Source organism: Flavobacterium silvaticum (genome assembly GCF_012911565.1).
Classification (GTDB): Bacteria; Bacteroidota; Bacteroidia; order Flavobacteriales; family Flavobacteriaceae; genus Flavobacterium; species Flavobacterium silvaticum.
Genome location: NZ_JAAMPU010000105.1, coordinates 184,361 through 206,306, shown reverse-complemented (window position 1 = coordinate 206,306; position 21,946 = coordinate 184,361). Strand labels below are relative to the sequence as shown.

Here is a 21,946-nt window from a genome sequence, read left to right as displayed (position 1 = left end):
CTTCCTAAAACTTATCTCGCCTGTTCTGTTTTTGTTTGTACTGGGTTTTCTGGGCACACTCATAAACCAGTATAATTGGTTCAATATCAGTAAGGATATTTTTCACTTTTTAAAGCCGATCCTTGGAATAGTCATAGGTTATCTGTTCTTTCGAAAAATCGGTAATCTGGGAACCTTTATCCGGACCATTGTGATCTGCGGATTTATTTCTGCCCTGCTTCATTTCTTGATTTTAGTGGGCACCGGAAGCCTTTCATCCGGATCTATCAATGATGTGAGAGAGTTCGGAAAAGATAACTTCCTGGAAGTTTTCGCGCTTTTCTTTTTGCTCTACCATTCTAAATTTCAGGATGCAAAACTGTTTAAAAACAAGGCAACGGAACGCATCGTGTTCATCGTCCTTTTACTTTCGTCCATCCTTTACTTTTCAAGGACCATGATTGTGGTTGCCATCATTCTGCTGTTGACCATTTACGGATTCACGCTCATAACCAAAAAATCCATAAAGGTCATAGCGGCATTCATTGGGCTTATCGTTTTGTTCTATGCCTATTTGTTTTCAATAAAACTGGAAAGGAACAAACCCGGATTGGAAGCGTTTCTCTACAAGGTCAAAAATGCGCCTTCGGAATTGTTCAAGACAAAAATCGACAGGGAAAACCACAAAGATTTATGGGATCACTGGCGCGGATATGAAGCCAAAAGAGCCATTGCGTTGATGGATAAAAATCCAAGCAGTTATGTTTTTGGCAACGGGCATGGGTCTTTGGTGAATTTGAAATTCAAAGCGCCGCTCACCGGAGAAAAAGAAGGCTTAAAATTCATTTCGGAACTTCACAACGGCTATCCGTATGTATTATATAAAACAGGCCTTATCGGATTAGTGGTTTATCTTATTTTTTTGTTCAGGATCTATGTGTTCGTTTACAAAAAGAACAATCAGAATACATTTTTATTTCTTTTCATATCGGCAATAGGGACGATCTATTTATTTACAACCTTAACTATCACAGGTATTTATAACGGAAGGGATATTATAATCTTCATACTTGGTGCATTGTTGTTTTTTGCTGAAAAAGCCATGTCACATCCGAATCGTATAGATGAAAAAAACTAATATTCTTATAGATTGCCATGTGTTCGATGGAAACTTCCAGGGTACGACTTCCTATCTGAAAGGACTTTGTACCGAGCTTATACACGATAAGACCAAACATTTTTTTTTAGCCGCACAAAACGTGCAACACCTGGAATCTATTTTTGGGCCGCACGACAATGTGACCTTTCTGAAATACAAATCAAAGAATAAGTTCGTCAGGTTATTGATAGACATTCCCAATCTGATCAGGAACCATAAAATAGATTATGCCCATTTTCAATATGTGGTTCCGCCGGTTAAAGCCTGTAAGTACATTGTCACTATTCACGACGTACTGTTTCTTGATTTCCCACAGTATTTCCCATCTCTGTATAAAATAAAGAACCGTTTTCTTTTCAATTGGAGTATCAAACATTCCAATATAGTCCTTACCGTTTCCAATTATTCCAGACAAAGAATAGAAAAGCATTTTGGGCAATTCAACGTTGCTGTAACTCCCAATGCAGTCGATCCCATATTTTTTGAAAGCTATGACAAAACACGGGTCCGGAAGGAAAACCTGGAAAAATTCGGGATCAGCGATTATTTTGTATTTGTGAGCCGATGGGAGCCGCGTAAAAACCACGACGGACTGCTCCGGGCTTTTGTAGAAGGTAACTTTTATAAAAACCACGAATTGGTGTTGGTTGGAAATGAAGCCATACCAAATAAGAAGTACGATGAGCATTACGCGTCTTTACCGGACGAAATCAAGGTGAAAGTAAAAGTCTTATCCAATATCGGATTCAAAGATTTGGTCCAGATTGTACGCGGAGCCACTATAGCGGCTTATCCATCCATTGCAGAAGGTTTCGGTATTCCGCCTCTTGAATCAGTAGCTGCCCGGATTCCTACCGTTTGTTCCAACACTACGGCCATGTCTGAATTTACGTTTATAGATCAGGGCCTGTTCGATCCGTATAACATACCGGAACTGATTCAAAAAATAAACGATTGCCTGCACAATTGGCCTGAAGCCGAACATAAAAGCCACGAAGTATTCAGCCAATACAGCTGGAAAAATTCGGCCCGGGTATTCCTGAAGGCCATTGACGAAGACCAAAAAGCTTCAGCCGCTTCAAATTAGTCTTTTCACTTAACTAAAAACTGCCTACTTTTGCGGCCATAGAAAAAGGCCATGAAAATTGCAATTATCGGAACACGCGGAATCCCAAACTACTACGGCGGTTTTGAGCAATTTGCAGAATTTTTCTCAGTCTATCTGGTAGAAAAAGGCCACGAGGTCTACGTTTACAATTCACATAATCATGCGTATCAGGAAAAAACGTTTCACGGCGTACGCATCATCCACCAGAATGATCCGGAACACAAACTGGGAACGTTTGGCCAGTTCATCTATGATTTTAACTGCATCCGTGACTCGCGCAAAAGGAATTTCGACATCATCCTGCAACTCGGTTACACGAGTAATTCCATTTGGTTTTTCCTTCTTCCCAAAAAACCGATTTCCATAACCAACATGGATGGACTTGAGTGGAAACGAAGCAAATATTCGGCTCCGGTGCGTCAGTTCCTTAAATTCGCCGAAAGATTGGCCGCAATCAGCAGTGATTATCTCGTAGCCGATTCGCTCGGAATCCAGAAATCCCTTAAAAAACGCTACGGTAAAGATTCCACTTACATAGCTTATGGGGCGCATCCGTTCGACAATCCCGATATTTCGGTATTGGACAAATACGAGCTGCAACCTGAGAATTACAACATGATCATGGCGCGTTTTGAGCCAGAGAACAATCTGGATATGGTGCTTGAAGGTGTAGTCAAAAGTGGTGATGAAACCCCGATTCTTGTCATCGGCAAGCACGAAACAAAATACGGTGCTTATCTCAAAGGAAAGTTCGGGCAATACAAACACATTCGTTTTACAGGTGGAATTTATAACCTGGCGGAACTCGACAGCCTGCGTTATTATTCCACATTGTATTTCCACGGACATTCGGTTGGCGGAACCAATCCGTCCTTGCTTGAAGCGATGTCATCACAAGCCCTTATCTGCGCCCATAACAACGATTTCAACCGCGGAATCCTGGGCGATAATGCCTATTATTTTTCAAATCCCGCCGAGGTTGCAACCTTGCTGTTGACGACTAAAAAAAGTGATAACTTGCAACTCGTCAAAAACAACTTCGAGGCTATAAAACGCGATTTCAACTGGGAAAAGATCAATGGGGAATATCTACAATTATTTGAAGACTGTATGGCTCGACATCAGTCGGGAAAGTAGGAATAATCCAGCTTTTGCGGCTGTTTTGCTCTTGTTGTGCTGTATTCCGCTGCCGTATCAGTTCAATAGTATCTCACTTGGCATTCTTGGAGCCGTAAGTCTTTGGTCGTTTTGGCGTAATCGATTATTTCGGTTTGATGGGTATTTAATGCTACCCATCTTGTTGTACCTGCTAATGGTCATTTCGTTGTTTTGGTCTATTGATAGTCACAGATCCGCGCGAGCTTTGTCCAAGGAATTGATGCTGATCGTAGTTCCTGTTTGCTTTATGCTATTACCCGTATTCCCTAAAGAGCAGACAACAAAAATCCTAAGGTACTTTAGTTACGCCATGATTGTTTATGCCGTGTCCTATCTGATACGGGCTGTGGCGAGATTTGCCATTTCACATGATTCATCGGTGTTTTTCTATCACGAACTGGTAACGCTCGAAGTCAATGCCATTCACGTTTCGGTATATTTTGCATTGGCGCTCTGCTGGTTTTTATCGGCACCAGGAATCAATCACACCAGGATTTTTTGTGCGGCGTTACTTGGCGGAATGATTGTTTTGCTCTCGTCCAAAATCATGCTGACAGTCACTGCAATCTTGGTGATTTGGCATTTGTTTTCGGCAAGACAAATCTGGAACAGAAAAGCCGCACTTATTCTTGGAACTGTCATTCTCTTTGGCGGAATACTGCTTTCGGGTAAGATAATCCAACGTTTTTCAGAAGAATTCCTCACGGTAACAAATGAAAATACGCTCAATACTAAGCCATCAAGCCAAGGCCATGTGTTCAATAAAAGCATTAGTGAAGCCTGGAATACAGAACAATTTACGCCAAATGATTATTTCCCCGGGACAGCTTTCAGGGTTTATCAGGTTCGGATTTTTACCGAGATGCTTTCGCAGGATGCTATTTTCTGGAATGGATATGGCCTCAACGCCTCTTATGATAAGATTGCCCAAAAAGCAGTTGAACATCATTTGTATTCCGGATATGGTGAGTTTAATTTCCACAATCAATATGTCCAGAACTTCGCCGATTTAGGGATTTTTGGTTTATTGTTGTTGTTAGCTATGTTAATCCTGTCTCTTAAAAAAGGTGCCAAAAACAAAGATTTTGTTCACATTTCTTTCACAGTTCTGATGATAAGTTTATTTTTGACAGAATCGTTTTTATGGCGTCAAAGAGGGGTTACCTTTTTTACTGCCATGTATTGCCTGTTCAATTCGGTAGTAGCAACTAAGCCACTGCCGAAGAAAAACAAAAGTCTATGAAAAGAATTTTGATTACCGGCGCCGCGGGCTTTCTTGGCTCGCATTTGTGTGACCGGTTTATAGCCGAAGGATATTATGTCATCGGGATGGATAACCTGATTACCGGCGACCTCAAAAATATAGAACACCTTTTCAGCCATCCGCATTTCGAGTTCTATCACCACGATATTTCAAAGTTTGTCCATGTTCCGGGAGATTTGGATTACATACTGCATTTCGCTTCACCCGCGAGTCCGATAGATTATCTCAAAATCCCGATCCAAACCCTCAAGGTAGGATCTTTGGGAACCCATAATCTGTTAGGTTTGGCCAGAGTTAAAAAAGCACGCATCCTGATTGCTTCCACTTCTGAAGTCTATGGCGATCCACTCGTGCATCCGCAAACCGAAGAATATTACGGAAATGTCAATACAATAGGGCCACGCGGCGTATATGATGAAGCGAAGCGTTTCCAGGAATCGATTACTATGGCGTATCATACGTTTCATGGTGTAGAAACCCGTATCGTACGAATTTTCAATACTTATGGCCCAAGAATGCGACTAAATGACGGCCGTGTAATTCCGGCTTTCATAGGTCAGGCATTACGTGGTGAAGACCTTACCATTTTTGGTGACGGTTCGCAAACACGCTCCTTTTGTTATGTGGATGATCAGGTAGAGGGAATTTTCAGACTACTTCATTCAGATTATGTGTATCCGGTCAACATAGGCAACCCGAATGAAATAACCATTCGGGATTTTGCCGAAGAAATCATAAAACTTACAGGAACTGCGCAAAAAGTAGTGTATCATCCGCTACCTGTAAATGACCCTATGCAGCGTCAGCCCGACATTACAAAAGCCCGTACCATTTTAGGTTGGGAGCCAAAGGTTTCGCGTGAAGAAGGAATGAAAGTCACCTATGATTATTTCCGGTCACTTTCACCTGAAGAACTGAGTAAAGAAGAGCACAAAGACTTCACCGATTACATTAAGTAGAATGACCGCAGGACAACGGGGAAGATATTCCAAATTCATCAGGCCAATCAGCATCTTTCTTGATCTGTGTGCCATAAATTTTGGTGCTTTCTTTATCCCCGATTGGCTAAACCTGGACAGATACTATTTCTTGTTATACATCAATATAGTCTGGATAGGTCTTTCGTTTATCGTTAAATTTTATGCCGTTTATCGATTTACCACGCCGGTTGAGATTTTCTCGAAACTCGTTCGCCAAGGCTTGTTGTATCTGTTGTTGCTCATCGCTTTTTTCCCTTTTGCAAAAACGGCCATGTTCAGTGGTAGGGCTTTAGCCATTTATATTGTTTCGGTAATGACGGTCATTACCATTTTCAAGTTTCTTTTGTTCTACTACCTCAAGAAATACCGGATTATTACCGGAAGTAACTTAAGGAATGCGGTAATCATCGGCTATACCCCGGAAGCCATCCGCCTTCGCGAACTTTTTGACAAGCGAATCGATTACGGATACCGTTTCATGGGTTATTTTTCAGACAAGAAGTCGAACGAAAACATAAAAGGACGTTTGGATACGCTAAAGCAATTTTCAATAGATAACGGAATCGATGAAATCTACTGTTCGCTAAATGAGATATCGAACGATCAGTTAAAGGATCTTGTAGAGTTTGCCGATTCCACCCACAAGTCCATAAAGTTCATCCCTGATACCAAGGAAATATTTTCAAAAAGCCTCAAGGTAGATTACCTCGAACTGTTCCCGGTACTTTCGCTCCAACGCACCCAACTGCACGAACCGGCCGTCAAAGGTTTCAAGCGCGTCTTTGATATCCTCTTTGCCCTTTTCATTATTTTCACGGTACTTATATGGCTCGTGCCGGTTCTTGCAATCCTTATAAAACTGGAATCCAAAGGCCCGGTGTTTTTCAAGCAAGGCCGTCCCGGAATCAATGAAACCGAATTTTTCTGTTATAAGTTCCGATCAATGAAAATGAACGAGACCACAGAAAGGGAAGCTTCCAAAAATGATCCGCGCGTGACCCGTATCGGTCGTTTCATGAGAAAGACAAGCATGGATGAACTGCCGCAATTCATCAATGTTTTAGTTGGGGATATGTCTGTTGTCGGGCCGCGTCCGCACTTGTGGTCGCAAAATAAATCCTACGGACAGAAGGTCAAGAAATATATGGTGCGTCATTACGTAAAGCCAGGCATCACAGGTTTAGCACAGGTTCGCGGATATCGAGGTGAAATCGAGACAGATGACGACATGATCAACCGTATCAAGTTCGACGTATTTTACATAGAAAACTGGTCGTTTCTTTTAGATCTTAAAATCATCCTTCAAACGGTCATAAATATTTTCAAAGGAGAAGAAAAGGCGTATTAATGGAAGCTCTTGTTTCTATAATAACGCCAACGTTCAACTCCGGCAAATTTGTTTCGGAAACCATTTTATCCGTACAAAACCAAACCCATACCAACTGGGAATTGCTTTTGGTAGATGATTGTTCTACAGATGATACCATTGAAGCCATCACGCCTTTCCTTTCAGATTCACGCATAAAACTCCATAAACTCGATGTCAATTCCGGAGCCGGAATCGCCAGGAATAGGGCCGTTTCCTTAGCCAAAGGCGATTACATTGCTTTTGTGGATTCAGATGATTTATGGAAACCGGAAAAACTCCGGAAGCAACTTGATTTCATGCGCCAAAATTCGCAACCGTTCACGTTTTCGTTTTACGATTGTATCGATGAAGACGGAAAATCACTACACAAATGCATCGAAGCACCACGCAACTTAAGTTACCGACAGCTTTTCTTTTGCAATTTCGTGGGCAACCTTACTGGAATGTACAGCGTGGCTTATTTTGGTAAAATCGGTATCTCGTCAATCCGGAAACGCCAGGACTGGATTCTGTGGCTTACGATCCTGAGACAATTGAAAAAGGCTAAACCTGTTCCGGAAAGCCTTGCTTTTTACCGCGTGCGAAAAGATTCAATTTCGGCTTCAAAATGGAAACTACTCAAAAGCAATTATGTGGTTTACAAAGATTTCCACAAACTCAATTCGGTAGTTTCTGTATTGGCTATGTGCGGCTTCCTTTTCACCCAATTGCTTGTCAAGCCCCGATTCAGCAAAAAAGCACGTTAAAATCAGTCTCTTACAAGCGACACGAATTGCTTTAATTTTCCGGAAGAACTGCGTTCCAAAACATCCTTTCGGTTAAAAATATACTGCAATCCCGGTTCGAGATAATCGCCCATGACCTTTTCGATGTGTTTCATTTCGGTTTCGGTCAACACGCGTTCGCTGGTATAATTTATTTCGAAAATATCTTTTTGAGTTTGTCTGATAACAAATTCCTTCACGTTTCCATCGTCGTCAAAAAGCTTTTTCGTGATGGAATAAAACGTCATCCCGGCCGGTTTTTTCCCACTTGGCAAAATGGCGAAATCGTTGGTACGCCCGGTCAATTTTTTGAGCAACGGTTTTTTGGCCGTGCTTTTTTCGTCAAGAATTCCAAAATCACCTACCTCATATCGAATGAACGGATGCGCCTTGTTAAACAAACTCGTCACTACAATCCGGCCTTCTTGTCCGTATGGAACCGGTTTGTTGTTTTCATCCAGGATTTCTACATAAACCGTTTCAGAGTTTACAATCCATTCATTGTCAGTATTCTCAAATGCAATCACTTCCAGTTCAGAAGCACCATATTCATTGATTACCGGAACCCCGAATTGATCCTCAAGCAATTTATGATCGTCTTCAAAAAGCATTTCAGAGGTTACGATGCACACTTTTAAGGAAGGGCAAATATCCTTTAAGATGAGGTTTTTCTTTTTCAGATATTTCGCCAATAGCACGATTGGGCTGGTGTAGCCATTTATGTAACTGAATTTTTTGGAGCGGAATTTATCCACGACTTTTTCAAGTGCATCATCTGATAAATCAAAAATGCTGAACCGATAGCGTTTGCTCAGATAGTCTTTCAACCGAAGCTTTTTATTGTCGATGAAATCCAGTGTCATTCCGTAAAAGCGGGCTTGCCATGAATGATTGAAATCTATCCCATACCAGCCGAATCGCCTTGAGATATTGGCCCAGGTTAGCGCATGCGCCATCTTATCACGTGCAAAAACCATTGGATCGCCGCTTGAACCCGAAGTTTTATTCTGATATACCGATTTTGGAGTATAGCCATCAGAAAGCCGTTCCACCAGCGGACGCTGAAAATCGATCTTTCGCATTATTGGCAGGCTTTCCCAGTTTCCATCGAAGTCTTTGGCCAGGTCGCGGTAAAAGGAATTGTGCTCCAAATGGAACGCAACTATTTCTTTCTTTTTTTGTTCAATGAAAGACTCATATTGCGCTTCCGGCACCAACAATATTTCCAGCAGCAGCCTTCGGGCTTTTTCCAATGGAAAACCGTTCAGTTTCAAACTTAAGTCAAAGATTTTTAGCATCAGGCTTTAAGAATTACGTTGATTGATGCTTCCGACTGACGGCTCTTGTTCGGTGAAACTCTTGTAATCGGGTTTTGTCACGGGCTCAGAAATAAAATGCAAAAATACAATTTGTGAATCGGGCAATACCGGATAAATCCTATTTTCTGCCAGATTATAATCAACACTTTCTGTCGAAGTCTCTTTATTTTCAGAAAAATTCTGCAACAAATGGCATAGTTTCACGCCGCCCTGAGCCGGAAGCGGTGAAAGTGATTTGAATGCAAAAGTTTTCAGCCTGTGATCCATCGTTGAAATTTTATCCAAATTTAAAAAACCGAAGTACGTAAACCAGTTTGTTCGACTTTTTATTTGACCGATTGACCGTAAATCATCCAAACGAAGTATTTTTGCCGCATCAACACAGCCACAATGACCATACTTCTATTAGGTTCAGGCGGACGCGAACATGCGCTGGCCTGGAAAATGACCCAAAGCCCAAAATGTCAAACGCTTTTCGTAGCACCCGGAAATGCCGGAACTGCACAAATTGCAAATAATGTTGACATTTCGGTAACGGACTTTGGATCCATCAAAGATTTTGTCCTCAACAATAAAGTCGATATGGTTGTCGTAGGCCCGGAAGATCCTTTGGTTGCCGGCATTTATGACTTTTTCAAAAACGACGATAAACTCAATGGAATTCCGGTAATCGGCCCGTCAAAACTCGGTGCGACGTTAGAAGGGAGCAAGGAGTTCGCCAAGGAATTTTTGATGCGCCACAACATCCCAACCGCAGCTTATGCGAGTTTCAATGCGGAAACGGTAGAAGACGGATATGCTTTTCTCGAGACGCTCCAGCCGCCGTATGTTCTCAAAGCCGATGGCCTTGCCGCCGGAAAAGGCGTGTTGATCCTGAAAGACTTACAGGAAGCCAAAGATGAATTGCGCAATATGCTTGTTGATGCCAAATTCGGGGCGGCAAGCTCAAAAGTCGTGATTGAGGAATTTTTGGACGGAATCGAACTCAGTTGTTTTGTGTTGACCGATGGAAAAAATTACAAAGTGCTTCCTATGGCCAAAGATTACAAACGCATTGGGGAAGCCGATACCGGACTCAACACCGGCGGCATGGGCGCTGTTTCCCCTGTTCCGTTTGCGAGCGGTGATTTCCTGTACAAGATTGAAGAACGTATTGTGAAGCCGACGGTTGCAGGTTTGCAGAAAGACAATATAGAATACAAAGGATTCGTGTTCATTGGACTCATCAAGGTAGGCAACGATCCGTTTGTGATCGAATACAATGTTCGTATGGGCGATCCGGAAACCGAAGTCGTCATTCCGCGCCTGAAGTCAGATCTGGTGGAATTGTTCGAAGCTGTAGCGAATCAGGAGCTCGATGAATTCCAGTTGGAAATCGACCCGAGATCGGCGACTACGGTCATGGTCGTTTCCGGCGGTTATCCGGAAGAGTATGAAAAAGGCAAAGAGATTACAGGTTTTGAAAATGTCTCGAATTCGATTGTATTCCATGCCGGAACCAAACTCGACAACGGCAAGGTTCTCAGCAATGGCGGGCGTGTGCTTGCGGTAACATCGTATGGAGAAGATTTCAATGAGGCCGTAAAAAAATCGTATCAGAACATAGACAAGCTACATTTTGATACGATGTATTATCGCCGCGATATCGGCTTCGATCTGTAAAAGACCGTTATTATTTCAGGAACGAATGGGCTGTAGTATCCTGCCCGTCGTTTTCTTTGGTAATCTTGATTTGCTTGATCCAGTAAATCATGAAATAGGCGCAGATGAACATAAAAATCCAGTTGATGGTGTTTGCACCGAACCAGGTTTTAAGCTCCAACGCGCGCAGGCCGTCAAGAGGCTTGAATAAAAAGTCAACGAATAATGACTGGATTGCTTCGAAAAAGGCTCTCATTTTGGAACAAGTATTAATTTTACGTCCCACAAAAGTATAAATTTCGGGCATGATTGCAAGCCTTTTCAGAAAATCGACACCATTTAATTACACCTTGCTTATCGTGTCGGTCGTGGTTTTCTATGGAATCTATGTTTTGGCCGATACGGATACGCCAGGAATCATCGGGATTATCCACAAGATTTCGCTGCTCGGTTTGCAGTTTGCGTCACTGTTCATCCTCAATTTCATCGTCAAGAAGAATGGACTCAGCCGCGATAATTCGTTTACGATACTGTTCTACTTTTTGTTTTTGCTGTTCTTTCCGTCGGTATTGTCGAATACGAATCTGTTGTTGTCGAACTTCTTTGTATTGCTGTCGTTACGCAGGCTAATATCACTTCATTCGTTAAAAGCACCACGCGAAAAAATCTTCGATGCCTCGCTTTGGATATTCGTGGCGGCCATATTCCATTTTTGGAGCATCTTGTTTTTGGCGTTGGTCTTTATCTCGATTTTCTTTCACGTATCGCGCGATTACAGGGTTTGGATCATTCCGTTCATAGCCGCTTTTGCCGCGATTACCGTTTTCCTGATGTTTTCCTTGTGGCTCGATCCGGCCCGAATCGACCACGTCATCAATGGAATGAAACTTTTCCTTCGCATTGATTATTTCACAGATCCAAATCAGAATATTGCCATTTCGATGTTCGCTCCGGTGGTGGTCTTGATTTTCGGAGGTACGTTGCTCGGATTGTCAAATCGGCCGCTTATTCTGCAATCGTCTTACAAAAAAGTGATTTCCGCCTTTGTCATCGCGATTATCATCTACATCATATCGCCTTCAAAAAGCAACGATATGCTTATTTACACGTTCGCGCCTTTGGCCATCATGGCATCGACGCTGGCCGAAAACATCGAGGAAATCTGGAAACGCGAAGCACTTGTAACGGGAATTGCCTTATTGGCCGTCGTCGCTTTTTTTATCCAGTTATAATTTATTGCCGTAAGCTAAATCACCCGCGTCACCCAGTCCCGGAACGATGTAATGGTGTTCGTTGAGTTTTTCGTCTATGGCGGCAACCCACAAGTGACAGTTTTCAGGCAGGTATTGTTCCAGATGGGCGATACCTTCGGGCGCAGCTATAACGCAGGCAATATGCACTTCCGACGGAATCCGTTCCAAAGTGAGTGCCCTGAAGATGGCGACCAACGATTGTCCTGTGGCAAGCATCGGATCTACGAGAAGCAACGTTTTGTTTTGGATGGATGGAACGGCGGTATATTCTGAAACGATTTCAAAATCATCATCGTTATTGTAATGATTCCGGTAAGCCGATATAAATCCGTTTTCGGCACCGTCAAAATAATTGAGAAAACCCTGATGCAACGGCATTCCCGCACGGAGTATCGAACAGATTACAGGTTGATTCGATAATAATTGCGACTTCTTTTCGGCTAACGGTGTCATCATTGATTTTTCTTCAAATGACAATGATTTACTTATTTCATATGCCATGATTTCCCCAATCCGTTCCAGGTTTCTTCGGAATCGCATGCTGTCTTTCTGGATGGAAACGTCGCGCAGTTCGGCAAGGAATTGATTCAGCAGACTGGGATTTCCGGATAGATGATGTACTTTCATAGATGCGATTTTCTCCCGATAAAAGTAAGTATCTTTGCCTCAAATTATACCATATGTTTGCAAAACTGGCCTATTCCGTATTTGAACAGAGTATTCAGGATTACCACAAATTCGACAACGTAGATCAACCTATAGAAAATCCTTTCGCAAAAGATCAATTCGAACATTTGTTGTACCATAAGAACTGGATCGACACGGTCCAATGGCATTTTGAAGATATCATCCGCGACCCGAATATCGACCCGGTTGCCGCATTGACATTAAAGCGCCGCATTGATGCTTCGAATCAGGAACGCACCGATATGGTGGAATACATCGACAGTTATTTCCTTCAGAAATATGCCAATGTCCACGTAAAGGAAACGGCCAAGATCAATAGCGAAAGTCCGGCATGGGCGTTTGACAGACTATCTATCCTGGCCCTGAAAATTTATCATATGCAGGAAGAAGCAACGCGTCCGGAAGCGACTCAGGACCATCGCGACAAATGCCAGGCGAAACTCAATATACTGCTCGAACAACGCACCGATCTTTCTGTCGCAATAGATGATTTGTTATCCGACATTGAAAAAGGCGACAAATTCATGAAGGTATACAAGCAGATGAAAATGTACAATGACGAGGAACTGAACCCGGTGTTGTATCAGCATAAAAAATAAAACTTGGGCAAAATTCCCAATCATATAGCCGTCATCCGACTGTCCGCAATGGGCGATGTCGCGATGACGGTTCCTGTTTTACGGGCTCTGGTAAAGCAGCACCCGATGCTTAAAGTCACGGTCGTTTCAAGAGGTTTTTTCAAACCTTTTTTTGCAGATATCCCAAACGTGGATTTTTTTGCCGTCGATTTGAAGCAACGGCACAAAGGAACTTTTGGCCTTTTCAGATTGTACGGCGACATCAAAAAACGCGGTGTCAATGGCATTGCGGACTTGCATAATGTGTTGCGATCCAAAGTTGTCCGGACGTTGTTTTCGCTTTCCGGTTTTCCCGTCGCTTTTATTGATAAAGGGCGAGAGGAAAAAAAGGCACTCACACGTGCAACGGATAAAATCTTCAAACAACTTAAAAGTACTTTCGAGAGATATGCAGATGTATTTAGCGGCCTAGGTTTCCCCATTGATTTATCGGGACCTCATTTTTCGCAAAAACCGGAATTGTCTGCCGAAACGGTTTCAATCGTAGGTACAAAAACCGGAAACTGGATTGGGATTGCTCCTTTTGCCCAACATTCGGGAAAAGTCTATCCGATGGATTCGATGGCAGAAGTAATCGACAAACTTTCATCTGACCCAAACAACAAAGTCTTTCTTTTTGGCGCAGGCGATCCAGAAACAAAGCAACTCGACGCATTTGCTTCAGGTAAAAACAACGTCATCAATCTTTCGGGAAAACTCGGCCTGGCCAAAGAACTCGAATTGATTTCACGGCTAGAGGTGATGTTGAGCATGGATTCCGGAAACGCGCATTTGGCTGCGATGTTCGGTGTTCCGGTTGTGACAATCTGGGGCGCGACACATCCGTTCACGGGTTTCAATCCGTATAGGCAACCTATTGAAAATGCATTGACTGCAGATAGGGAAACGTATCCGTTATTACCGACTTCCGTTTATGGGAACAAGGTTGTGGCAGGTTATGAAGATGCGATGCGGAGTATTTCCGTAGAAAGTATCGTCAAAAAAGTAGCGTCACTTTTATAAAAAAAACAACCTCAAAAGTTTTGGCAGTTGAGGTTGTCGGCGAATATAATATCAATTGACTAAACGTCGTCGTAATCTACATAAATCTCATCGCTCGTCGGATGCGCCTGGCACGTTAAAATCAATCCCTGCTTGATTTCACCATCGGTCAGGATTGCATTCTTTGCCATCTCTGCCGAGCCTTTTATCACACGTCCCAAACAACTGCTGCAAATTCCGCCCTGGCACGAATACGGCGCGTCGATACCTTGTTTAAGCGCGGCATCAAGCACGGTTTGCTTGCGTGACATCTCGAATGTCGTTTCTTCATCGTCTACTAAAACGGTTATTTTGGTATGTCCGCTGAGGACGATATCGAGCGGCTTTTCTGCCTTTGGCGCTACGAACAATTCAAACCGGATGTCTTTTTCGCGAACGTTGTGCTCTTTCAAAACGCCGCTTACCGTATTGATCATATCTTCCGGCCCGCACAACCAGAACGAATCGAATTCGAGTTCCTTGTATCGATTGTTGAGGATGAAATTGACGGTTGATCTTTCTATACGACCGAACAATTGGTTTTCCACCTTAGCCTGGCTGTATACAAAATGGATGAACAATCGGCCGGTGAATTTCTGCTCGAGTTCGTGAAGCTTGTCGTGGAAAATGGTTTCGTGTGGCGATTTGTTTCCGTAGATCAACACAAAACTACTGTCCGGTTCGCCTTCGAGCACGCTCTGCAAAATGGCCATGACCGGCGTTATTCCGCTACCGGCTGCAAAAGCGGCGTAGTTTTTTCGTTTTCCTGGTTTTGGTTCGAAGGTGAAATTTCCTTCGGGCAAACCTACTTCAATAGTATCGCCAATGCGCAATTGGGAATTGGCGAATACGGAGAACAAGCCGGACTTTACAGATTTTATCGCGATGCGGAGTTCATCTGAATTCGGTGCGGAACAAATGGAATAGGCACGTCTGAGTTCCTGACCGTCAAGGGTGAGTTTGAGGTTGATGTATTGGCCCGCGGTGAACCGGTAATAATCGCGGAGTTGGTCGGGCACGCGAAAAGCTACCGAAATGGCTTCGGGGGTTTCACGGCGTACATCTGATATGGTCAGTTTATAAAACGAAGACATGCTTTAAAATTTTCGCAAAATTACAAAACCTAATTGCTTTGGTCGAATTTTGCCACACAAATGGAAAATAAGTTACGTAATTTTGTGTAACAAAATGGGTTTTTGATAGCCCTATCGAACCAAAACCAAATCAAATGTTCAGACTTTTCGCCGGTCTTGAATGGAAATCATTCGTAAGATCCAAGGCTTTTGCCGCCAATCTCGTCTTAAAAATCTTAATGGGACTGGCAGCCGTTTATTTTTCGGTTTGTTTCTTATTTCTTGGAGTCGCCTTATATTTTGGGCTTGAAGAAGCAAAATTAGAGCCGCTTGAAACGGTGAACCGGTATTTGCTCTATTTCCTGTTTTTTGACTTGACGGTTCGGTATTTCCTTCAGAAGATGCCAGTGCTCAACATCAAGCCGATGCTTCCGATCCCGATTCCAAAGAAAATCATCGTTCATTATGCATTGAGCAAGTGTGTGTTTTCGTTCTTCAATTTATATCAGGCGTTTATTTTTGTTCCGTTTACCGTTGTCCTTCTCCTCAAAAGCGATGTGCCGGTTGTCAATGTGCTTTTATGGCATGTTGCGGTTTTTGCGTTGGTTTTCAGCAATAATTTCATCAATGTCCTTATCAATAGTAAAGACAGTGTTTTCTATCCGGTACTTGCAATCGTTGGTCTAACGGCTGTATCACATTATTACGGTTGGTTCGATGCCACATTGTACACGCAACATTTTTTCAACAGCCTGTCTGATACCTATTTCATGTTCCTGGTTCCGTGCCTGTTTTTCGGACTGTTGTATTATGCGTCGTTCAATTATTTCAGGAAACGATTGCACCTCGATACGGGCCTGGCTTCCAAAACCGATCTTGCCACTACCGAGAATCTTACCTGGCTCAACCAGTTCGGATCCATGGGAACATTTCTCAAAAACGATATCAGGTTGCTGCGCCGGAACAAACGTTCACGCACTACGTTGTTCATGAGTGTCGCCTTTATTTTCTACGGACTGCTATTTTACACCGGAAGCATCGAAGTCTATTCAAGTCCGGGTTTCCAGGTTTTTGCCGGAATTTTCGTATCGGGCGGATTCTTGTTTACGTTTGGGCAGTTCGTCCCGAGTTGGGATAGTGCCTATTATCAATTGATGATGAGCCAGAATATTTCCTATAAACAATACCTGGCTTCAAAATGGTGGCTGATGGTCATCGCTACGTGTATTTCTACGGTCATTGCGTCTTTCTACATTATTTTTGGATGGAAGATTTATTTGCTGATTGTATTTGGTGCCATATATAATATAGGTGTCAATTCCTATCTGGTATTATGGGCAGGGGCTTATGTCAAAACGCCAATCGACCTGACTTCAAGCAAACGCGCTTTTGGTGACAAACAGGCATTCAATTTCAAAACGCTTCTCATATCGTTACCAAAACTTCTCGTACCGGTACTTTTATATACCATAGGTTATTTTGCTTACGGTTCCGAACTCGGTTTATTATTGTTGGCGCTGGCCGGAATCGCCGGATTCTTGTTCCGCGACAAGATGTTCAACGTTATCGAAAAGGTCTATCGGACAGAAAAATACAAAACCATAGAAGCCTATAAAGAAAAGGCATAAAGTAGAATCACATGATACAAGTTCGCGATTTAAGCAAATCATATTCAGGAGTCAAAGTACTCAACATTCATAATCTTGACATTTCAAAAGGAGAAAGTCTCGGGTTGGTTGGAAACAACGGAGCCGGAAAAACTACTTTTTTCAGTTTGTTGCTTGATTTGATAGAGCCGACGTCCGGCCACATCATCAATAAAAATGTCGAGGTAAATACCAGTGAGGAATGGAAAAAGTTCACCGCGGCATTTATTGATGAATCGTTCCTTATCGGATACCTTACGGCCGAAGAATATTTCTACTTCATTGGGGAAATCCGCAACAGGAACAAAGCCGATGTGGATGCTTTGGTGGCAAAATATTCGGAATTCTTCAACAATGAAATCCTCGGAACACGTAAATACCTGCGCGATCTTTCCAAAGGGAACATGAAAAAAGTAGGAATCATCGCTGCTTTGATCGGTAATCCGGAAGTCATCATTCTTGACGAGCCGTTTGCCAATCTCGATCCGACAACGGTAAACCGCCTCAAAAAAATCATCAAAGAACTTTCAGAAGACCCGAATGTAACCTTACTTATTTCGAGTCACGATTTGGTCCATACGGTAGAAGTCTGCGACAGGATTGTGGCATTGCAGAAAGGTGAGGTGGTAAAAGATATCAGGACATCGGCCGAAACACTTCACGAACTCGAAGCTTTCTTTGCAGTTTAAATAATTGGTTTCGTATAACCGATATTATCCAAAGACTCGTATTTTTACCCCTGAAGTATACTAAAATTGCGTTAAAGCAGTTTTAGAGAAAAACGTTTTCAGCTTGAAAATCAATATCCTTAAACCCGTTGTCTTCACGGGGATTGCCTTATTAGCCCTGGCTTGTTCCGTTCGTCGGGACACGTGGCTCTCGCGTAATTCCCATGCGCTGAGCACCAAATACAATATTCTATATAACGGAGGATTGGCTTTGGATGCGGGAAGACTCGACCTCCAGACCAAATATTCGGATAACTATTTCGAGATTCTTCCAATAGAACAAATGCAGCCTGCCCCGGACGTTGCGGCGTATGAAGAACAACTGAACAAAGCAGCCAATCCGACTGCCGGAAAAGTAGCGACACCTCCAAAATCTTCAAAAACCGGAAAGGACGCAAAAGACGCAGGAGCGGCACCTCCAGTCCAGGAACCGGTAGCTGCAGCAGCACCGGCACAGGAACGCAACGGCAATTTCGAGCGAGCCGAAACCAAGGCGACCAAAGCCATCCAGAAACATTCCATGAACATTGGCGGATCTGAAAAGAACCCGCAAATGGACGAAGCCTATTTAATGCTGGGACAAGCCCGATATTACGACCAACGGTATTTGCCGGCGTTGGAAGCATTCAATTATGTGTTGTACAAGTATCCGCAGAGCAGCCGTATCTACGAGGTCAAAGTGTGGCGTGAAAAGACGAATATGCGTCTGGAAAACGAATCCCAATCGATCAATAACCTAAGAAAACTGCTCAAGGAAATAAAACTTAAGGATCAGATTTTCGCCGATGCAAATGCCACAATGGCACAGGCATTCCTGAATGTCCAGGAAAAAGACAGTGCCATTGTCCGATTGAAGACGGCAGTTGAATTCACCAGGAAAAATGAGGAAGAAGCCCGATACCAATTTATCATCGGTCAATTGTACGAATCTCAAAAGAACAGCGACAGTGCGTTTGCCTATTTCCAAAAGGTAATCGACATGAAACGCAAAGGGCCGCGCATGTATTATATTCAATCGATTCTGCATCAATCGGCTCAGTTCGATCCTAAAAAAGGGGATACGATCGCGTTCAATGAAAAGTTCGACAAACTGCTCAAGGATCGTGAAAACAGAGGATATTTAGATTGGATCAATTTTCAATACGCGCTGTATTACGACAAGGCCAAGAATCCGGACAAGGCGCTCAAATATTATAACAAGTCATTGGATGCCGGGCCGACGGATGCATACCTGAATGCGTCTAACTACCGAAATATAGCTGACATTTATTTCAATAAAGCAAAATATGTGACTGCCGGAACATACTACGACAGTACGATGATTCACCTGAAACCACGTACGCGTGAATTCCGTCAGATAGAGAAAAAGAGGGAGAATCTTGCCGATGTGATCAAATATGAAAGCATCGCCCAAAAAAATGACAGTATACTCAAAGTGGTCGCGATGGGAAAACCAGCCCAGATCGCTTACTATCAGGAATATATCGACAACCTTAAAAAAGAAGATGAAAAAAGACGCATAGCTGCCGAGAAGGAAATGGTAAAAGCAGAAAATGCGGCCCGTGACATGGCATCGGGTTCCAATGCGCGAAGTTCTACCATGCCGAAATCCGGTTCACCAGGTCTTGCGAACATTAACAAACCAGCAGCGGAAAAAACCAAAACGGGAACATTCTATTTCTACAACACGGCTATGGTTGCCATGGGGAAACAGGAATTCAAACGAAATTGGGGCAATCGGAAACAGGAAGATAACTGGAGGTCGGTAAAGCCGTCGAAGATGTCAGCTTCTGAAGAAGAAAACACAGATGAAGTCACCGACGAGCAAAAACAGGCCGCCAAGAAACTGGCCGAGGATGCCGAAGTGAAATACACACCGGATTTCTACATTTCCCAATTGCCGACGAATCAAACGGTACTGGACAGTTTGGGCAAAGAACGCAATTTCGCCTACTATCAGTTGGGTGTGATTTACAAAGAAAAGTTCCGCGAATATCCAAGGGCTGCCGACAAACTTGAGAAATTGCTTTCGCAGAATCCGGAAGAACGTTTGATTCTTCCTGCACAATACAATTTGTATAAGGTCTATGAAGCCATGAACGACCCGAAAGCTGCCGAGGTCAGAAACGACATACTGACCCAGTATCCGGATTCGCGTTATGCCCAGATCCTGTCGCAAAATCAGGCCGGCAACCAGGCTGCACTTGGGCCGGATGCCGCATACGAAACTGTATTCAAGGAATATGAGGCCGGAAAATATGTAGCCGTCCTTCCAAAAATAACAGCCGCAATAGATCAATATACAGGTGAGGAAATCGTCCCGAAACTGGAATTGCTCAAAGCCCGTACGGTTGGAAAAATGCGTGGCCTGGACGAATACAAAAAGGCACTCAATTACGTTGCATTGACCTATCCGAACAGTACGGAAGGTAAAGAAGCAGAAGTACTGTTGGGTCGCGATGTGGTTTTGATGGAATATATGCAGTTCAATGACCGTGAGCCCAAAAGCTGGAAATTATTATTCCGTGCACCAAATCTCGAGGACAAGAAAATAAAGGTACTTCAGGAAAAACTCAAAAAATTCATATCGGAACGCACAGCCGATGAATTATCACAATCTGTTGATTTCTACACGCCCGAAATGAACTTTGTCGCCGTTCATGGAATCAAGACCAAAGAAGGCGCACAGGGAATTGCATCGGTGCTTAAGGAATTCAAGGAATATAAAATTGCTGAGGTTCCGATTATCGTTTCTTCGGAAAATTACGGCATCATCCAGATCAAAAAAAATCTTGACGAATATTTAGCCGATCCGGACAAACCTGCGGCAAAACTTCCGCCACCAACAGTTAAGCGATTAGAAGAAGCGGCTACCAAAAAACAGCCTTTGAGACCTCGTCCGCAAAAACAGCGTGCCACGGCTCCATCTGTCCCGGCTTCCAATATGCCCGGAGGTGCCGCAGTTCCACCTAGCGATCCCGACACTCCCGCCACTGGGGCCAGGGGAAATACACAACAAACAGGTACAAGGCCTGGAGGCAACTCACCAAACATGGCTCCTCCGGGAAAATAACAATGTTCGAGAAAGCGCCTAAATCCTATACCGACCTGCTCGGAAAGACGAACCGGCTCGTAGAAGGAACGGTGGTCCAGGGAAATATTTCCACGGCCGCCGATTTTCGCCTTGACGGCACGTTGACCGGAGATTTGAAATGTGGCGGTAAACTCGTCATTGGGCCAACTGCTATGATTCGTGGTGATATCGTATGCCGCAATGCTGATGTAGAAGGAAAAGTTTTTGGTAAAATTGAAGTCTTTGAATTATTGAGCCTGAAGGCTAAATCGAGTATCCACGGAGAAGTCATCTGCGCCAAACTATCTGTTGAACCCGGAGCCGATTTCAGTGCCAGTTGTGAAATGCGTCCGAACCCTAAAACTAATTCCCATGCCGGAATCGCCAAAGAATCGGAATAAATGGCTCGCATTGGTCAATATTCCCGTTCAGATGGGTGTGATCATTTTCCTGTTTACCTGGCTTGGGAAATATCTCGATGAAACGTATCCGAACGAGAAAAATTGGTACGTAAAAGTATTTGTGGTTTTAGGTGTGTTCGTCTCTCTTTACAACGTTAATCGCCAGCTTAAGGAACTTAACAAATGATTGGGGGCAAAGATTTTCGCCCCTTGTGGCGAATGCTGTTTACATCAATAGCGATTTTCTGTGTCCATATGGGATTATTATATGCCTTCCAGATTCCGTGGAGTGTTCCTGAAGTTTCTCTTATAAGTCTTTACGGTTTCTTTTTTGCCTGTGCCTTGACGATAATCCTGGCCATGATCATTACGAAGAAAAAAAACCGTGATGCCGTCGGTTATACTTATCTTTTGTCGACTTCACTTCAGTTGGCATTGTCTTATTTCATGATTCGTCAGGCATTGAATCATCCGGATATAGACTTGACGGATAAATTGAATATAGGTTTTGTGTTTGCTGCCTTTCTTCTCGCAGAAACATCGATAGGCATGAAAATGCTCGATTTCAATAAATAAGCAATTTTCATTTCTTGCATTTTCGGCAGTAAATAGCAGTTGTTATACAGCGGAATCTTACATAAATGCAACAAACTTGTGTCGATACCAAAAATACCTTCGGAAATTTT

At 43.2% G+C, this 21,946-nt stretch carries 22 protein-coding genes; 17 read left to right on the top strand and 5 right to left on the bottom strand.

The annotated features are described in order from the left end of the window. Nucleotides 1-31 precede the first annotated feature (31 nt). The 7 genes from G6047_RS10100 to G6047_RS10070 all read left to right on the top strand — a co-directional run bounded on the left by G6047_RS10100 (nt 32) and on the right by G6047_RS10070 (nt 7,763). Nucleotides 32-1,117: an O-antigen ligase family protein gene (locus G6047_RS10100; RefSeq protein ID WP_169527485.1), complete on the top strand. Its 1,086-nt coding sequence runs from the start codon at nt 32-34 to the stop codon at nt 1,115-1,117. After that, nucleotides 1,104-2,225, top strand: a complete 1,122-nt coding sequence (locus tag G6047_RS10095) for a glycosyltransferase family 4 protein (RefSeq protein ID WP_169527484.1) — start codon at nt 1,104-1,106, stop codon at nt 2,223-2,225. The genes G6047_RS10100 and G6047_RS10095 overlap by 14 nt, the downstream gene beginning before the upstream one ends. 51 nt (nt 2,226-2,276) lie before the next feature. Continuing rightward, a complete protein-coding gene (locus G6047_RS10090) occupies nt 2,277-3,383 on the top strand; it encodes a DUF1972 domain-containing protein (protein WP_169527483.1) in 1,107 nt (368 codons plus the stop codon). A 226-nt stretch (nt 3,384-3,609) separates the two neighbouring features. Further along, nucleotides 3,610-4,647, top strand: a complete 1,038-nt coding sequence (locus G6047_RS10085; protein WP_169527482.1) for an O-antigen ligase family protein — start codon at nt 3,610-3,612, stop codon at nt 4,645-4,647. Then, nucleotides 4,644-5,627: a UDP-glucuronic acid decarboxylase family protein gene (locus G6047_RS10080; protein WP_169527481.1), complete on the top strand. Its 984-nt coding sequence runs from the start codon at nt 4,644-4,646 to the stop codon at nt 5,625-5,627. Before G6047_RS10085 ends, G6047_RS10080 begins: the two co-directional genes overlap by 4 nt. Nucleotide 5,628: 1 nt before the next feature. Then, nucleotides 5,629-6,996 carry an undecaprenyl-phosphate glucose phosphotransferase gene (locus G6047_RS10075; RefSeq protein WP_169527480.1) on the top strand — a complete coding sequence of 456 codons (1,368 nt, stop codon included), beginning with the start codon at nt 5,629-5,631 and terminating at the stop codon, nt 6,994-6,996. Beyond that, nucleotides 6,996-7,763: a glycosyltransferase family 2 protein gene (locus tag G6047_RS10070; protein ID WP_169527479.1), complete on the top strand. Its 768-nt coding sequence runs from the start codon at nt 6,996-6,998 to the stop codon at nt 7,761-7,763. Before G6047_RS10075 ends, G6047_RS10070 begins: the two co-directional genes overlap by 1 nt. A 2-nt stretch (nt 7,764-7,765) precedes the next feature. Here G6047_RS10070 and G6047_RS10065 read toward each other — a convergent pair whose 3' ends face one another. Together G6047_RS10065 and G6047_RS10060 are read right to left on the bottom strand one after the other, a co-directional pair. Continuing rightward, complete coding sequence (locus G6047_RS10065) at nt 7,766-9,079, bottom strand: phenylacetate--CoA ligase family protein (protein ID WP_169527478.1); 1,314 nt, start codon at nt 9,077-9,079, stop codon at nt 7,766-7,768. Between the two features lie 6 nt (nt 9,080-9,085). Further along, nucleotides 9,086-9,367: a hypothetical protein gene (locus G6047_RS10060; RefSeq protein WP_169527477.1), complete on the bottom strand. Its 282-nt coding sequence runs from the start codon at nt 9,365-9,367 to the stop codon at nt 9,086-9,088. A gap of 123 nt (nt 9,368-9,490) precedes the next feature. Between G6047_RS10060 and purD the strand changes: the two genes are divergently transcribed. Next, nucleotides 9,491-10,762, top strand: a complete 1,272-nt coding sequence (gene purD / locus G6047_RS10055) for a phosphoribosylamine--glycine ligase (RefSeq protein WP_169527476.1) — start codon at nt 9,491-9,493, stop codon at nt 10,760-10,762. 10 nt (nt 10,763-10,772) lie between these two features. Here purD and G6047_RS10050 read toward each other — a convergent pair whose 3' ends face one another. Continuing rightward, nucleotides 10,773-10,997, bottom strand: coding sequence for a DUF6341 family protein (locus G6047_RS10050; RefSeq protein WP_169527475.1), 225 nt, complete (start codon nt 10,995-10,997; stop codon nt 10,773-10,775). Nucleotides 10,998-11,046: 49 nt separating this feature from the next. On the opposite strand from G6047_RS10050, the gene G6047_RS10045 reads away from it, so the two are divergent. Further along, complete coding sequence (locus tag G6047_RS10045; RefSeq protein ID WP_169527474.1) at nt 11,047-11,973, top strand: hypothetical protein; 927 nt, start codon at nt 11,047-11,049, stop codon at nt 11,971-11,973. Here the strand turns inward: G6047_RS10045 and upp are convergent. Beyond that, nucleotides 11,968-12,621 carry a uracil phosphoribosyltransferase gene (gene upp / locus G6047_RS10040; RefSeq protein ID WP_169527473.1) on the bottom strand — a complete coding sequence of 218 codons (654 nt, stop codon included), beginning with the start codon at nt 12,619-12,621 and terminating at the stop codon, nt 11,968-11,970. The two genes, G6047_RS10045 and upp, sit on opposite strands and share 6 nt — an antisense overlap. A gap of 53 nt (nt 12,622-12,674) precedes the next feature. On the opposite strand from upp, the gene G6047_RS10035 reads away from it, so the two are divergent. Together G6047_RS10035 and G6047_RS10030 are read left to right on the top strand one after the other, a co-directional pair. Further along, nucleotides 12,675-13,280, top strand: coding sequence for a DUF4254 domain-containing protein (locus G6047_RS10035; protein ID WP_169527472.1), 606 nt, complete (start codon nt 12,675-12,677; stop codon nt 13,278-13,280). A gap of 3 nt (nt 13,281-13,283) precedes the next feature. After that, nucleotides 13,284-14,321 (top strand): glycosyltransferase family 9 protein, encoded by a 1,038-nt coding sequence (locus tag G6047_RS10030; protein ID WP_317168283.1) that lies wholly within the window; start codon nt 13,284-13,286, stop codon nt 14,319-14,321. 59 nt (nt 14,322-14,380) lie between these two features. On the opposite strand, the gene G6047_RS10025 is transcribed toward G6047_RS10030, so the two are convergent. Continuing rightward, a complete protein-coding gene (locus tag G6047_RS10025; protein ID WP_169527471.1) occupies nt 14,381-15,433 on the bottom strand; it encodes a ferredoxin--NADP reductase in 1,053 nt (350 codons plus the stop codon). Between the two features lie 134 nt (nt 15,434-15,567). Between G6047_RS10025 and G6047_RS10020 the strand changes: the two genes are divergently transcribed. From G6047_RS10020 to G6047_RS09995, 6 genes are all read left to right on the top strand, one after another. Then, nucleotides 15,568-17,040, top strand: coding sequence for a DUF5687 family protein (locus G6047_RS10020; protein WP_169527470.1), 1,473 nt, complete (start codon nt 15,568-15,570; stop codon nt 17,038-17,040). Between the two features lie 11 nt (nt 17,041-17,051). Further along, nucleotides 17,052-17,747, top strand: a complete 696-nt coding sequence (locus G6047_RS10015) for an ABC transporter ATP-binding protein (protein WP_169527469.1) — start codon at nt 17,052-17,054, stop codon at nt 17,745-17,747. Nucleotides 17,748-17,850: 103 nt separating this feature from the next. Further along, nucleotides 17,851-20,859 (top strand): type IX secretion system periplasmic lipoprotein PorW/SprE, encoded by a 3,009-nt coding sequence (gene porW / locus G6047_RS10010; RefSeq protein ID WP_169527468.1) that lies wholly within the window; start codon nt 17,851-17,853, stop codon nt 20,857-20,859. A gap of 2 nt (nt 20,860-20,861) precedes the next feature. After that, nucleotides 20,862-21,260, top strand: coding sequence for a bactofilin family protein (locus tag G6047_RS10005; protein ID WP_169527467.1), 399 nt, complete (start codon nt 20,862-20,864; stop codon nt 21,258-21,260). Next, complete coding sequence (locus G6047_RS10000; RefSeq protein ID WP_169527466.1) at nt 21,232-21,447, top strand: AtpZ/AtpI family protein; 216 nt, start codon at nt 21,232-21,234, stop codon at nt 21,445-21,447. Before G6047_RS10005 ends, G6047_RS10000 begins: the two co-directional genes overlap by 29 nt. Nucleotides 21,448-21,479: 32 nt before the next feature. Then, a complete protein-coding gene (locus G6047_RS09995; RefSeq protein ID WP_169527465.1) occupies nt 21,480-21,836 on the top strand; it encodes a hypothetical protein in 357 nt (118 codons plus the stop codon). The last annotated feature ends 110 nt before the right edge of the window (nt 21,837-21,946 follow it).